Raw genomic sequence first — 16448 nt, 5'->3', positions numbered from 1 at the left:
TGATGAATCAAATTGTAAAATCTATTTTACCACCACCATTTTTTTTGTTTGGGTAAATTCATTTGTTATGAGTGAATAAAAATATACGCCGCTTGGTATGTTCTCAGCGTTCCAGTCAATTTCATAAATGCCGGGCTTGAGCTGCTCGTTTACCAGAACGGAAATTTCCTTGCCAAGTACATCGTAAATTTTAAGCAACACACCCCGTCCGGCTATGCCGTCCACACCTCTTGAGAGGGGAATGGAGAATCGAAATTTTGTAACAGGATTAAACGGATTTGGATAATTCTGTGCCAGCTCAAATTTTTGAGGGATTTCACTGCTTATTGGTTCGATACCTATGGGAATACAATTAGAAAAATCCCTGTAATAGTTTGACAGAGCAGTATCGGAAAGAGTCTGTAATGCACAAACATTCTGCAGATTATTGCCTCCTTCATGTGTGATCATAAAACTTGTCATTACAATTTGTGTATCACCGGAATTCATAATATACGGGCCTGAGCCGATAAAATTTTTTACATCCTGGGAATTACTATCGTACCAGCCTGTGCGCTGACAGGCATTTCCGCTGTATAGGAATTTTGTTGGCTGACCTGTTACCCAATTTATCAATTGTTCACCACATCCATTAAAACCGGATAAAAGATTGTATGCGGTTACAGCATCAGATGGATCTGAATAGCAAGGCCCGTTATTTTTAAATGACATATGCGAACTCATACCAATTGATTTATAACCTATTAGAGTATCATAAGGCAGTTTTACAGTATCAGAGTTTGAACCTGTAAAACGCAAAGGACTTTGCAGCAGCCTAATACCAACTGCTGGAGGATTTGTTCCGTAAATCGGGTCATTATTATCATAATTATATACAAATCCCATATTTCTTGTTGTATCACATCCGGTTACATCATCACCGGCATCGCCCAGATCGGTATCACTGCAAATACCTATATAGGTACTATCCCAAACCAATGAACTTTTATTTATTATTCTGTATTTTACAAAATACATATCACGCAATGGGAAACAATTGAAATTGAAAACTATTTGTTGAATTTCTACTCCTAATGGTTTTGAACCCCCGGGTAAACTCATTTCGCTTGTGTGAATGGAATCAGTGCAGTTAGTATAATCCATAAATACCATAAATAATATTTCTTCAGGTCTTGCTGACATACCGTTACCGATACCAGGTCTGTCCCCATTCCATGCAGGCTGGTAACCGGGTATACCGTTTACTTCAACATATGGCGCACCTTTCTGCACGGGCCAGCTTGCCCAGGAATCATAATTGAAGGTATATTGTCTCCCTCCTGCCATCTTATATCTCGTGCCGCCGTTAAAAAGAGCAGGATCATTTAAATGTACATAATATCCCCGCCAGGAAGGATCTGTGCAAACTGATGACGGCGGTACTTGACCAATTACGGGAATATTACCGGGTGAATAATGGGAATTATATGTAGATGCCGCAAGCCTTAGTTCACGCTGCGGACCCGCTTTTGTGCCGATCCAGATACCCGTTGTAAAAATAGCACTCATTCGTATAGGTGAAGTTACAGGCCATAAAAAACCTCCGTTTCCATTCAGGAAAGTTACTTTATCGTAGTTAAAATAGCCATCTGTTCTGAAAACAGAGTTAATATTATTGCCCTGCATAAATATGCTTTGCGCCGGAGCGAGTGACTGTCCATAAACAGAATAGCTAAGAGCAATAAATAATATTAAAGTTTTCATTTTATTAATACCATCTTTCTGGTTTGGGTGAAGTTATCAGTTATTAGACTGTAAAAATATATACCGCTTGAATAATTTGAGGCATTCCATTCAGTTTCATAAGTTCCGGGTAGCAGATTTTCGTTTACCAGCACGACGATTTTTTTGCCGAGAATGTCGTATATTTTCAGCGAGACTGATTGCCGGTTCTCCAGAGTAGAGGGAATACTGAATCTTATCTTTGTTACCGGATTAAATGGGTTAGGATAATTCTGGTACAAATTGAACTGCCTGGGAATTTCCGTTGAAATAGTTGAAATTCCTATGCCGCCGTTAGTTGTTCGCATTATACCGCCATAATTGCCTGCAGCCCAGCCAATATTTTCATTAATAAAAAATAATGCGTTGGCAGAAATTGAGTTTAAGTCAGTGTTTTGTACAGCCCAGTTAATACCTCCATTAGTAGTCTTACGGATAATATTCGGTGTATTAACCCAGCCTGTTTCAGTATTAATGAAAAATACGTCTCCTCTGTAACTTCCTCCGGTTGGATATGACACCCAGTTTTCGCCGGTGTTTGTTGATTTCATGAAATTTCCTGCTGCATTAGTAATTGCAAAACCGCTATTCCCAATAAACTGGATGGATTGTGTAATATAAACAAGTACCCTGTACCAGTTTATACCACCGTCAGTTGTTTTATACATTCCGGTACTTCCTATAAACCCGGTGTTTTCATTAATAAAAAAAATATCATAAATATTATTTAGGGGTTGAGTTGTTGTTATAATGGATTTACTCCAGTTATTTCCTGCATCCGTGGTTTTAATTATTGCCCTGCTGTTGGCTGCGCTCCATCCTGTTGATGGATTTATAAAATGTACTGAAACCAACTGCAGTGAATCACGGTAAACCTGCTGCCAGCTGATGCCGGAATTTGTAGTTTTATAAACTATACCAAAGCTATAGCTTTCACCCCCTGCTGCATATCCTGTTTCTGAATTAACGAACTGAATTGAATTAAATGTTTTATCTGTACCAAGGAACTGACTGTTCCAGTTGATTCCGCCATTGGTTGTTCGAAGCATTATTCCGTGTGTACCAGCTGCTAAACCAGTTGACTGATTTACAAAGTATACTGATTTTAAATTTTCCTGGGTAATGTATTCCCTGTAAGCTATATCCCAATTGTTACCGTTAGTGGATGATCTGAATATAATACCGCTATCTGCTGCACACCAGAATGTATTTGATGGTGTGATTGAAGCTGAATATAACCGGGAAAACAAGCTCACGGAAGTAATCGTTTCCCACGTACTTCCTGAATTTGCCGTTCTTATAAAAGAATTCGGAGAACCGAAAATATAACCGTTGTTTGCTGGATCAAGCTCAATAGTATTCTGTATTAATAAATTTGTAAAATGAGGCTGCCATGATGCTCCGCGATTGGTTGTCCGGTATAAAATGCTTCCTGTACCTGTAACGATGCAGGTTTGGTTATTGAAACATTTTACATTTGTAAAGAAATTAATATAACTATCTGTAAAATTATTCCAATTCAATCCACCATTTGTTGTCCATATAATAGTGCCCCAATCACCCCCGCAAACTCCAAAGTTATTATCTGCAAATGAAACAGCATTTAAATTGTTTGATGTGCCCGTATTTATACTTAACCAGTTTTTTCCTCCATTTGTGGTTTTATAAACTGAACCGCTGCTGCCACATGCCCAGCCGTTATTGATATCAAGAAAATGCATACTTTTGATATTAGAAGTAGAAGAATCCATTATCGTCCAGTTTGCTCCGCTATTTGTTGTAAAGTTCAGGAATTTGCCGACTAATACCCAGCCTGTATCTTTATTGAGAAACTGGGCGCAGGTCATTGATGTGTAATAGCCCCTTGAAAGGTCATACTTTATCCAGGTCTGAGCGCCGTTTGTGGTTTTTCTTACATCTGATTGTGTTAACAGCCATCCGGTCTGATCATTGAAAAACGCTATATCCTTATAATATGATCCGTAAATATTCAAACCGGGATAAATTACTTCCCAGCCGCCAAATGAATCCAGTTTGAAGATAAGAATTATAAAAATAAACAGTATTATTTTTTTCATTTTACCACTACCATCTTTTTTGTTTGGGTAAATTCATTGGTTATTAAAGAGTAAAAATACACACCACTTGGAATATTTTGTACATTCCACTCAACTTCATAAATGCCGGGTTTGAGATTTTCGTTTACAAGTACGGCAATTTCTTTGCCAAGTATATCGTAAATTTTCAGGGAGACGATCCGCCGGGTTATCTCTGCAAATGCAGGAATATTGAATCTTATTTTTGTAGCGGGATTGAAAGGATTTGGATAGTTTTGCTGCAATTGGTAATCCATTGGTACATCAGATGATATTTGTGTTATACCTATTCCCCCTGTTATGGTTCTTGCGATTGAACCGGAATTACCGGCAACCCAACCATGCAAAGGATCTGTAAAAAAGATAGTTAATACTGAAATCCCTGTGCCGGGCTGTATGCTCCAGTTTGCTCCGCCATTTGTAGTCCTTCTGACTGCTGAACTGTTACTAAACCATCCTGTCTCAGAGTTAACAAAGTAAAAGCTGAAATTTGAACCGCTTCCCTGCGAAGTACTGCTCCAGGATTCACCAAAATCAGTGCTTTTATTTATATAATTCACGTTTAAGGATTTGCTTAGCGCATAAATGGTATTGCCTGTAACCTGTATTTGATATGATGGATTATTCAAAACCTGGTACCAGTTTGTTCCTGAGTTAGTGGTTTTATATATTTTCCTGCTGCAAATAAAACCTGTATTATTATTTAAGAAAGAAATATTATTTATAGTAGTATCTTGAAAACGCTCTCTTACCCAGATTATACCGCTATTTGTGGTTTTTAAAAATATACCTTTTACACCGGCTGCCCAGCCTGTTTGAGAATTGATAAAAAAAATACTGTTCAAGTGGGAAGAATCCCTGAATTGATTTACCCAGGATGTCCCAAAATCCGTTGTTCGGTAAATTACTCCCTCAGTTGAACCGTTACCGCCGCAGATAAAACCCGTGTTATTATCAGTAAATTTTACTGACCTTAGATTTCCTGTTTCATTTAAACCGGTATGTTTCCAGTTCACTCCGCCATTAGTAGATTTAATAAGTACTCCTTTATTCCCGCATGCTATACCTGAGAATTGGTCAGTAAAATAAACAGCATTTAAATTTTCCCCGGTTATATAATTCCGGATGATCTCATTCCAGCCTGCGCCGGAATTAGTTGAATTTAATATCATGCTGCTGTCAGCAGCTATCCATATAGTTCCGTTTGGGGTAACAGATGAGCCATAAACTGCAGGGTTTAACCCGTTTGGACTCATCCGTTCCCACGATAGCCCGTTATTAATTGATGAAAAAATATCATTTGGTGAGCCAAAAGCAAAACCTCTTCCCTGTGAATTGAATCTGATGCTGGAAATAACCGAAGCATTAAGATATGAAAGGCTCCAGTTATTTCCGTTATTAGAGCTTCTGTAGATATTGACTCCTGAGCCGCTAATATAAAAATTTTGTGAGTAGAAGAGCGAATTTTTAAAAAAACCCTGGTAAGGATCCGTAAAAACTATCCAGTTTAACCCGCCGTTTATTGTTGAAAGAATTTTTCCCCAGTCGCCCGCGCAAACCCCGTTATTGGCATTTTGGAATGATATCGTTCTGAGATTATCATTAGTTCCTGATATGCAGCTTATCCAGTTAAAGCCGCCATTAGTAGTTTTTTTGATCATTCCGCCGTTTCCGCAAACCCAGCCGCTTAGAGCATTTATGAAGCTGATTGACATGGGCTCTGAAATTGTTGTATCAATGGTATTCCAGTTTATACCTCCGTTTGAAGTATAGTTAACTTTATGATCTGTTAAGACCCATATATTATTTTCATTTAGAATATAATAACAGCTGATCTCTCCTGTTAATCCCGGAATTATAACCTGGTTCCAGCTATGAGATGAGTTCGTAGTTTTCAGTAAGCCAAAATTAGTTAATGTGAAACCTGTAGTTTCATTTATAAAATTAATATCCCTGTAAACCGGGTAAGATGAAATATTACCTGAGTAAACCAGTTCCCACCCTCCCTGGGAAAGAAGAATTGAAGAAGGGCATAGCAGTATCAAAAAAATTAACTTTTTCATTTTACCACCACCATCTTTTTTGTTTGGGTAAATTCATTTGTTATTAAAGAGTAAAAATAAACGCCGCTTGGTATGTTTTCGGCGTTCCAGTCGATTTCGTAAATGCCGGGTTTGAGGTTTTCGTTAACCAGTACGGCTATTTCTTTGCCAAGGACATCGTAAATTTTAAGTAATACACCCCGTCCTGCGGACACACCTCTCGAGAGGGGAATATGAAACCTTATTTTTGTAACCGGATTAAACGGATTTGGATAATTCTGTACCAACTCAAATTTTTGTGGAATTTCTGCGCTTATCGGTTCAATACCAATCGGCACACATGTTCGGAAATCGTTGTAGTAGTACTTTAATGCTGAATCTGATAACGATTGCAGAGCACAAACATTCTGGAAATTGTTGCCGCCATCGCGGGTTATCATATAGCTTAATACCACAATTTGTGTATCACCCGGCTGCATTGTAACCGGACCCATATTCGAAATTCCTCTTTTATCCCCGGATACACTATCAAACCAACCGGTTCTTAAACACGCATTTCCTGAGCACAAATATGTTGTTGGCTGATTAGTAACCCAATTAATTAACGTATTGCCGCAGCCATCTTTTCCACGCATAAAATTATATGCTCTAAAAGCCTCATCAGGATCACCAAAACATTCATTACCTCCGCCAATAAACCTGAAAAAACCTGTCATCCCCGTCATTTTATATCCGGTTAAAGTATCATAAGGCAGTTTAGCTGTATCAGAATTGTTTCCTGTATATCTTAAAGGAGATTGAAGGAATCTTGTACCTGCAACAGGGGGGTTAGTTCCGTATTCGGGATCATTGTTATCAAAATTATAAGTGAATGAAAGATTTCTTGTTGAATCGCATCCGGTTGCATCATCATTTGAATTACCCAAATCGAAATCATTTATATTTGATATCCATGTACTATCCCAAACCTGTGAGCTTTTGTTGATGAACTTGTATTTAATGAAATACATATCTCTAAGCGGGAAGCAGTTAAAATTATAAACCAATTGATGTATTTCTACTCCTAAAGGCATTGTACCTCCGGGTAAACTAAGTTCCGAACTGTGTATAGTATCTCTGCAATTGGTATAATCCATAAATACCATAAACAATAGTTCTTCAGGTCTTGCTGTCATTCCATTACCAATACCGGGTCTGTCGCCGTTCCAGTCAGGCTGGTAGCCGGGAATTCCATTGACTTCTACATATGGAGCTCCTTTTTGCACAGGCCAGCTTGCCCATGAATCGTAATTAAAAGTATACTGTCTGCCGCCAGCTGATTTATATCTGGTCCCTCCATTAATTAATGCAGGGTCACTTAGCTGTACGTAATACCCCCGCCATGAGGGATCGCTGCAAACTGATGTTCCGGGAACCTGTCCAATAACAGGGATATTACCCGGCGAAAAATGTGAATTAAACATTGAAGCAGAGAGCCTTAGCTCACGTTGCGGACCCACTTTTGCTCCAATGAAGAGTCCGGAAGTAAACACAGCAGTCATCCTTGAAGGAGAATTTACAGGCCATATAAAGCCCGCAGCACCATATGTAAATGTTACTTTATCATAATTAAAATACCCGTCAGTTCTGAATACTGCATTGATATTATTGCCCTGCATAAAAATGCTTTGCGCCGGGGCGAGAGCTTGAGAATAAACATTATATGATAAAAAAAGTATTAACAGATATATTGTTTTCATTTTACCACCACCATTTTTTTTGTTTGGGTAAATTCATTTGTTAATAAAGAGTAAAAGTATACGCCGCTAGGAAGGTTCTCAGCATTCCAGTCAATTTCATAAATGCCGGGTTTGAGGTTTTCATTTACCAGTACGGCAATTTCCTTGCCGAGTACATCGTAAATTTTAAGTAACACACCCCGTCCTTCGGACACCCCTCTCGAGAGGGGAATATGAAACCTTATTTTTGTAGCCGGGTTAAACGGGTTCGGATAATTCTGTAAAAGCTCAAATTTTTGGGGAATTTCTGAGCTTATTGGTTCAATTCCAATAGGCACACATGTGCGAAAATCGTTGTAGTAATACTTTAGTGCTGAATCAGATAACGATTGCAGCGCGCATACATTCTGGAAGTTATTGCCGCCGTCACGCGTTATCATATAACTCATAACTACAATTTGTGTATCACCGGAGTTCAAAGAAGCTGATCCCATACTGCTAATCATTCTTTTTTCCTGACCGGTACTGTCAAACCAACCATATCTGTAACAAGCATTACCACTCCATCTGAATGTTGTGGTTTTATTTGTTACCCAGTTAATTATTGGATTTCCGCAGCCATCTTTTCCCCGCATGAAATTATAGGCATTAATTGCGTGTCCCAAATAGGCAGTACAACCACTCCCTCCACCTATTATCCCGTTAAAACCTGACATCCCAGTCGTTATATAACCAATTAATGTATCATAAGGTAGTTTTAATGTATCGCTGTTTATACCAGTAAATACAATAGGTGTCTGAAGCATCCTGATTCCTATAACAGGCGGGTTGTTTCCGTATTCGGGATCAGTCTGATTAAAATTATAAGTAAATGAAAGATTTCTTGTTGAATCGCAGCCTGTAGCATCATCATTTGAATTTCCAATATCAGCATCATTTACATTAGAAATATATAAACTATCCCAATGACTATTACTTTTATTTATAATTCTATAACTAATAAAATACATGTCTCTTAAAGGTAAACAATTAAAATTGTAAACCAATTGCTGTATTTCAGCCCCAAGAGGCAGTGTACCACCGGGTAAACCCAATACTGAACTGTGTATAGTATCTCTGCAATTGGTATAATCCATATAAACCATAAACAGTAATTCTTCGGGTCTTGCAGTCATTCCATTGCCAATTCCGGGTCTATCGCCATTCCAGTCTGGCTGGTAGCCGGGAATACCATTGACTTCAACATATGGCGCACCTTTCTGAACAGGCCATGCTGCCCATGAATCATAATTAAACGTATACTGCCTGCCTCCTGCAGTTTTATATCTTGTACCTCCTGAAATTAACGAAGGGTCAGTCAACTGGACATAATATCCGCGCCATGATGGATCACTACAAACTGATGATGGCGGGACCTGACCAATTACGGGTATATTGCCGGGTGAATAATGAGTATTATAAAATGATGCAGAAACCCTGAGCTCCCGTTGCGGTCCCACTTTTGCTCCAATGAATAACCCTGAAGTGAAAATTCCAGTCAATCTTTCAGGAGATGTACTTGGCCAAACCAAACCAGCACTTCCATTTAGAAAATTAACTATATCAAAATTAAAATAACCGTCAGTTCTGAAAACTGCGTTTATATTATTGCCCTGCATAAAAATGTTTTGTACCGGAGCTAGCGACTGAGCATATATATTAAATGATAAAATCAGTATTAACATTAATATTTTTTTCATTTCAACACCACCATTTTTTTGTTTGGGTGAATTCATTTGTTATTAAAGAGTAAAAATATACGCCGCTTGGTATATTTTCAGCATTCCAGTCAATTTCATAAATGCCGTGTTTGAGGTTTTCATTAACCAGCACTGCAATTTCTTTGCCGAGGATGTCAAATATTTTAAGCAACACACCCCGTCCGGCTTCGCCGGCCACCCCTCTCGAGAGGGGAATATGAAACCTTATTTTTGTAGCCGGGTTAAACGGGTTTGGGTAATTTTGAAACAGCTCAAATTTTTGCGGAATTTCAGTGCTTATCGGTTCAATTCCAATGGGCATGCAAGTGCGGAAATCGTTGTAGTAGTACTTTAATGCTGAGTCTGACAGCGATTGCAGCGCGCAAACGTTCTGGAAATTATTGCCGCCATCGCGAGTAATCATGTAGTTTAGTACTACAATTTGTGTATCGCCTGAGTTCATAGTAACAGGACCCGTACTCATGAATCCTCTGCAATCACCCCAAAGACTATCGAACCAACCGGTTCGCTGACATGAATTACCACTATATTTGAAGCTGGTTGGTGCCCCGGTAACAAAATTTATATATGGTTCTCCGCATCCATTTAAACCTCTCATAAAATTAAAAGCAAAATGAGCATTATCGGGATCCGATAAACATTCATTTGATCCACCCGAAAGACGATTGAAAGCCGTCATTCCATTCTGTTTGAATCCGATTAATGTATCGTAAGGTAACCTTAAAGTATCATTTTGATTACCGGTAGATCTGACAGAGCTTTGAATATATCTCATTCCTACAGCAGGTGGATTCATGCCGTAAACGGGATCATCATTATCGAAATTATAATAAAATCCTAAATTTCTTACGGTATCGCAACCCAATGCATCATCTATTGATTCTCCTAAATCAGGATCATTTACATTTGTAATAAATGTACTATCCCAATTAAATGAAGATTTGTTTATGACCCTGTATTTTACAAAGTACATATCCCGAAGCGGGAAGCAGTTGAACATGAAATTAATTTGTTGTATTTCAACACCCATCGGTAATGTTCCGCCGGGTAGAGATAATTCTGAATAGTGTAGATTATTCGTGCAGTTGTAATAATCCATATATACAAAAAATGAGAGTTCTTCGGGTCTTGCTGTCATACCGTTTCCTATTCCGGGACGGTCGCCATCCCATGCAGGTTGATAACCGGGTATGCCGTTTACTTCAACATACGGCGCGCCTTTCTGTACCGGCCAGTTTGCCCAAGAATCGTAATTGAATGTATATTGTCTTCCGCCGGCAGTTTTATATCGTGTACCACCTGAAAATAGTGAAGGGTCAGTTAGCTGGACATAATACCCGCGCCAGGAGGGATCGCTGCAGACAGATGATGGAGGAACCTGACCTGTTTGCGGAATATTGCCCGGTGAATAATGAGTGTTATAGAATGATGCGGCAAGTCTCAGCTCGCGCTGGGGACCCACTTTTGCGCCAATCCATATTCCCGATGTAAACACCGCTGTTAATCTTTGCGGCGAAGTAACCGGCCAGATAAACCCTGCAGAACCGCTGGAAAAAGTAACTTTATCATAATTAAAAAGACCGTCAGTTCTGAAAACTGCATTGATGTTATTGCCTTGCATAAAAATGCTTTGAGCCGGGGCAAGTGATTGCGAAAACAAAAATGTTGTTTGGATTATTGATGCTGCTATCAATAAGAGAATAAGATAGTTTTTGAGGGTTTTCATATCTTTTTTTTAAAACATAACTAAAAAAACATGTTTTGTCAATAAATAAATGAGAAATTATTAATTTACGTTAATGGTTTTTGAGGCAGAAATAAGCGCAGCTGTTTAACCTGAAAAATATCTATTTTTATTGATTTTGAAGTTTAAACAACAATTTTCAACATTAATATAAAAATATAACAAAGACACATTTACGCCTTTTTGCGGACAAAGCCGAAATAATTCAGCCAGAAAGTAATTGTAATAAATGCCAGAACAGCAATTACGGCTGATAACATATTTTTATACACAAAAAGCTGAAGCAATACAATAACTGAGCCGTATATGAAAGGATATATTATCGCAGTCATTCTTTGCAGGGAATTTATGAGTGTGTTTTCTTTTGTGAACGGTAATACTTTGCTGAAGAGATTATACAATGTATTATACAGATTCGCAGCAGCAAAAATAAAAACAGTATGCAACAATGCCTGGTGAAGTGGTATTTTAAACAGGAAAATGATTCCAAGACCTATGCAGGTCGGAATTAACAGGTAAACCACAAAAAACTTTCTGAACCCGTTTTTAAAATTCTTTTTTGAAACAAGCGGGTATGAATCATAAATCCATGATACCCCGGGATAATTCGTTATCTTTACCCCGATAATAGCTGTATTTAGAACCACCAGTACGCTTAACAGCAGCGAAATATGAAATACAGGCTTAAGCTCAAAATAATTCTTATCAAAAGGTGCCGGAAGCTGGTCTGTGATCAGGGCAAAGATTGCAAGTCCTAAAGGTATTATTATCATAGGCATTACAGCAAGGCGTACGGTTTTATCTTTACTGAATAATGCCTGTATAAGGCCATAAGAAGAGCGTTCAGTATTATTTCTTAAATAAACATTCTGGATAAGGTCGCTTATCATAGAAAAAATAAAAAACCTTTGTTTGGTTTTTACACTTTCACCTATCGATCTTGAATTCATGAACTTATCACGGATGTGGGGATAATTTTCAAGCAGGTACAGCTTTAAGCTGTAATAGCTTAAAGAAGTGATAAGCAGTGGTGAGATCAGCTTTATAATCAAAGCAGGTTCAAGTAAGTACTGGTTCCTTGTAGTTAAAAAGGCAAACCATGCCGGCGGGAAGTAATCTATATATCCTTTTGAAACAAGCGCAGAAATATAGCCGTTTACGCTGCTGCCCGGTTTGCCAGTAATGCCGAATGATATAAACTGGTAAGCCATTATCAGCACAAGTATCATGATAACCTGGAAAACCATTGTGTATGAACCAACACTTTTTGACCTGAAGGTTCTGATTGCTGCGCTGTACAAAAGGATAAGGATATTTGTAATAAAAAAACACAGCATAAATGCTGAAAGGTAGAAAAGCAGCGCTCTTGGAAAGGAACGCATTATAGCAAAATAATATATACTTCCGGGTACAAGCAGCGGAAGCGACAACAGCAGCAGGTACCTGGTTACCATATACATTTTTGCATTAACCAAAAGCCTGTTATCAATCGGCATAGCTGCAAGTACTTCCGTTTCAGTTTTACTTGTTATAAGATTATCAAGCTCTGTAATTATTGTAAAAGCAATAATGAGGGAATAAAACAGAAATGTTATAAAAGAAAACTGGAAACCTGTTGGATCAGCGTTTTGTTTGAGAAGCAGCCACGGTAAAAATACCCCGGGGATAAAGTAAGAAATATTAAGATACAGCATTTTTCTGCCGGAACCTGTTTTACTCCTTGTTTCAAGCTTAAGCAGCAATGAACCCAGTATTTTTACTTTATTGATCAACTATATATTTACTTTTGCTGTTCTTTCTGCTTTTTTTCTTCGAGCTCCTTTAACATCTGCTGGTAGAGCTGAATATTCTTTTTATGTTCATCATAACTTTCAGCAAAACGGTGTGAACCATCGCCTTTTGCAACAAAGTACAGGTATTTATTTTCTTCAGGCTCAAGAGCTGCTAGTATTGAGCTTAAACCGGGATTGTTAATTGGTCCGGGGGGCAAACCTTTATTAAGATAGGTATTGTATGGTGATTCTATTTTCAGATCGCTATATAAAAGCCTGTTTTTGGGTCCGCCCGGCAGAATATACTGAACAGTAGGATCAGCCTGCAGCTTCATACCCTTTTTTATGCGGTTATAATAAACCCCTGAAATTGTTTTTTTCTCGGGCTCAAACCTTGTTTCACCTTCAATTATAGAAGCCATAGTAATGAGCTCATTTAAGGATAAATTTTTGCTCTTCATTAGCTCGCGCATTTCAGGTGTAACCCGCTTTCTGAAAGTAGCAGCCATAAGAGATACAATTTCTTTTTCACGGTTTAGAGAATTGAACCTGAACTGGTATGTATCCGGGAATAAATAGCCCTCAAGATCTTTTGCTTCAATACCAAGGATCTTAATCAGGCTGTCATTTTTTGCTTCTTCAACAAATCTGGCTGAATCAACTCCTATCTGCCTCTGCAAAAGCCTTCCCATTTGCCGTATGTTAAGTCCTTCCGGTATCGTTACAGTCACTGTCCTTATTACTGCAGGGTCTGTTATAGTGTTCAGAACATTCAGATATGTTAAGCCGTTAGGGAGCTTGTATTCTCCCGGTATAAGTTTATCCTGGTAGCCAAAAAATCGGCCTAATGCAATGAATACATACTTGTTATAAATTGCCTGGCTTTCTTCAAGCTTAACGGCGACACTTTTCAGGTTATCACCTTTAGTTATCTTAATAACAACATCACCGGCTGAATTATTATATGTCCGGTTCAAAAATCCAAGCTGCAGTGCAAAAAACACCGCAAATGAAAATATGAACACTGCCGGAAATACAATTTTTTGGGGCATCCGCCGTATATTATTTTAGTTTAACAGAATCCTGTTTTACTTCTCCAAGGCCTGAATTAATTTTCAGGGCAGTGGTATCTCCCGGATTTGATTCTAAATACTTACCGATAATATTTTTCGCTTCCGGGATCTTATTTTGTGCCTTATAAAGATTTGCAAGCGAAAGGATAGCATCTCTGTAACCCGGATAGATCTCTATCGCTTTTAATAGGCTTCGCTCTGCAGAAGCAGGGTCATTAAGCGCTGAATATACATATGCCAAACGAATAAATGTCAGTGAGCTGTTCGGGTCCATGGCTGCTATCTGCTTAAGCACAGTAAGCGCCTGCTGGTATTGCCGGGCATTGATCAGGTTCATAGCATACTGCATACCGCTGTTCACTTCAGTTGAAAGAATGTGGGTTTTATCAGGTGTGAATTTATATATCTGCATAATTTCAAAATTCTGTTCACCGCCTTCAAACAATGCTTCCTGGTTTACCACCTGGAACCATTCTTTTAAAAATGCCATATATGATACATTTTGAGCTTTCATTTGTTCAAGCACAAACCCTACAAACTCTTTTTTGTTCAGTTTGGAAATGAACTCAGGATTGATCAAGCCTACAACATCAATTACTTTCCTTTCGGAATAATATGCAACTGCGCCAACATCATGAGTTGCAATAACCGAGCCTTCAGGCGTATTTTCTTTCAGCCATTTGGCAGCAGTAACCTGCCTTATATATATATGCCTGGATTGCTCCTGGTAAACTTTTTTAATTTCATTATATCCTGCTGCGAAATATATTATAGTGCCCGCAAGCAGAATAATATTAAGTCCATTAACAAGCTTGGTATCTCCAATATAATTTGCCAGCCATTTAAAAAATTCTCTGCCGCCGTACACAGCAAGCAGTATATAGAACGGGAAAATCGGCATCAAATACCTGCCGAAACGGTGTGCATAAGGTAATTTATACCAGTACATAAATATCAGGAATGCAATAAACAGCAAAGCAGGGATCAGGGGATTATACCTTAACCTGAAACTATCGCTGAAGAGTTTGACCACACCAAACACGAAAGGAATAAAGATCAAAATATAAGCTGATTCGGTGAAGTAATCCCATACTTCAACTTTGAGAAATTCAGCACGGCTGCGGAACTCCGCTGAATAATATGCTATCTTTGCACCGTAGGTATTAGGAAGCAGTGACCCTGAAATTAAGAAGTTCATTATGAAATAAGCAGCCATAATAAATCCGAATATTCCTGCAATTTTATAAAGATCTTTTTTCTCAAATAAATTTACATCAGTGTTCTCTTTGGGCGATCTGCTTTTCAGGTAAACCCTGAAGAAATAATCAATGACAATAGCTGCAATAAAGGCAAGCGCATCAGGCCTTGTCCAGAAAGTTAGCCCAAGGGTTACCGCAAAACCAACTGCATTCATTTTACGGTAATAGTAGTAACAGGCAACCAGAAGGAAAATATACATAGTTGTTTCCATGCCGGTTACAGTTATAAGGTTCAGCCATTTATCAAATACTAGCAGCAATGCCGCAGCAATTGCCAGCCAGTTCTCTTTTGGAAATGTAACAGATGATAACCTGTAAAAAAAATAAACAGAAAGAGCAAAAAATATTATTCCGGTTATATAACTAAGCCACATTTCGTTTTTTGTAACTATAAATCCGGCAGCAAGAAGCAGGGTATAAAGCGGAGAAGTAGAGCCCGCTGTTACTACTTCGTTCTTATAATACGAAAAGCTGCCATACTCGGCAATGTTTTTGGCAAACTGAAGATGTATCCAGGGATCATCCAGCGGGAAGCTGTTATATTGATTTATTGAATAAGCATAATTGACATAATAATATGGCAGAGCTATTGAGAGAATTAACAGAACAGCCATTATAATGATAACTGTTATGTTATTCAGATTCAGATTAAAAGTAACATCCGGTATTTTAATAGAATTTTTTTGTTGTTTATCCTGTTTTTTAGTACTTTTTGCCATTTATGATTATATTACAAATATCCTTAAAAAATTGTGTGTAGAAGCTCAAAAATAGCGATTTTATGCCTGTTATTCAATTTAAATGAGAAATCTTTTACAGTTAATTTGCATTATAAAAGATAATAACTATATTGTTATGGTAATAAACTAAAGGAGAGGAATAAAATATGATACAAAATCACATTATTATGATGATCAATGCTGTAATATTGATAGCATTAGGGATATATGGCTATTTTACATCCGGAAGCCCTACTGCTTTGATAGCTCCCGCTATAGGTTTAGTGCTTTTCGGGCTTTCGTTCCCCACAAAAAAAGATAATCATATTGCAGCTCATATTGCTGTTGGATTAACACTTATTGCAGCAGTTACATTTATCATTATCGGCATCAGGCGTGCAAATCCAATGGTAATTGCAATGGGAGTAATTACTTTTTTATGTTTTGATATCTATATTCTGAATTTTATTTTAAGAAAGCGAAATTTAAAGCAGGGTAAATAAC

The 16448-nt window shown here is 38.0% G+C and carries 10 protein-coding genes; 1 reads left to right on the top strand and 9 read right to left on the bottom strand.

The window, feature by feature from the left end; translation table 11 throughout:
- Nucleotides 1-21: 21 nt before the first annotated feature.
- From J0M37_00840 to J0M37_00800, 9 genes are all read right to left on the bottom strand, one after another.
- The gene (locus J0M37_00840) at nucleotides 22-1743 is read right to left on the bottom strand and encodes a T9SS type A sorting domain-containing protein (protein ID MBN8583611.1); all 1722 of its coding nucleotides are present in this window, start codon (nucleotides 1741-1743) and stop codon (nucleotides 22-24) included.
- Nucleotides 1740-3839 (bottom strand): T9SS type A sorting domain-containing protein, encoded by a 2100-nt coding sequence (locus tag J0M37_00835; protein ID MBN8583610.1) that lies wholly within the window; start codon nucleotides 3837-3839, stop codon nucleotides 1740-1742. Before J0M37_00835 ends, J0M37_00840 begins: the two co-directional genes overlap by 4 nt.
- Nucleotides 3836-5920, bottom strand: coding sequence for a T9SS type A sorting domain-containing protein (locus tag J0M37_00830; protein MBN8583609.1), 2085 nt, complete (start codon nucleotides 5918-5920; stop codon nucleotides 3836-3838). Before J0M37_00830 ends, J0M37_00835 begins: the two co-directional genes overlap by 4 nt.
- A complete protein-coding gene (locus J0M37_00825) occupies nucleotides 5917-7638 on the bottom strand; it encodes a T9SS type A sorting domain-containing protein (protein MBN8583608.1) in 1722 nt (573 codons plus the stop codon). Before J0M37_00825 ends, J0M37_00830 begins: the two co-directional genes overlap by 4 nt.
- Complete coding sequence (locus J0M37_00820) at nucleotides 7635-9356, bottom strand: T9SS type A sorting domain-containing protein (protein MBN8583607.1); 1722 nt, start codon at nucleotides 9354-9356, stop codon at nucleotides 7635-7637. The genes J0M37_00825 and J0M37_00820 overlap by 4 nt, the downstream gene beginning before the upstream one ends.
- Nucleotide 9357: 1 nt before the next feature.
- Nucleotides 9358-9975 (bottom strand): T9SS type A sorting domain-containing protein, encoded by a 618-nt coding sequence (locus J0M37_00815; GenBank protein MBN8583606.1) that lies wholly within the window; start codon nucleotides 9973-9975, stop codon nucleotides 9358-9360.
- Nucleotides 9976-11294: 1319 nt separating this feature from the next.
- The gene (locus J0M37_00810) at nucleotides 11295-12893 is read right to left on the bottom strand and encodes a hypothetical protein (protein MBN8583605.1); all 1599 of its coding nucleotides are present in this window, start codon (nucleotides 12891-12893) and stop codon (nucleotides 11295-11297) included.
- A gap of 8 nt (nucleotides 12894-12901) precedes the next feature.
- Complete coding sequence (gene mltG, locus J0M37_00805; GenBank protein MBN8583604.1) at nucleotides 12902-13945, bottom strand: endolytic transglycosylase MltG; 1044 nt, start codon at nucleotides 13943-13945, stop codon at nucleotides 12902-12904.
- 10 nt (nucleotides 13946-13955) lie between these two features.
- Nucleotides 13956-15944 (bottom strand): tetratricopeptide repeat protein, encoded by a 1989-nt coding sequence (locus J0M37_00800; GenBank protein ID MBN8583603.1) that lies wholly within the window; start codon nucleotides 15942-15944, stop codon nucleotides 13956-13958.
- Nucleotides 15945-16111: 167 nt separating this feature from the next.
- Between J0M37_00800 and J0M37_00795 the strand changes: the two genes are divergently transcribed.
- Complete coding sequence (locus J0M37_00795) at nucleotides 16112-16447, top strand: hypothetical protein (GenBank protein MBN8583602.1); 336 nt, start codon at nucleotides 16112-16114, stop codon at nucleotides 16445-16447.
- Nucleotide 16448: the final 1 nt, after the last annotated feature.

This window comes from Ignavibacteria bacterium, from assembly GCA_017303675.1.
GTDB lineage: Bacteria > Bacteroidota > Ignavibacteria > Tepidaquicellales > OLB5 > OLB5.
This window is presented reverse-complemented; position numbering and strand designations above follow the sequence as displayed.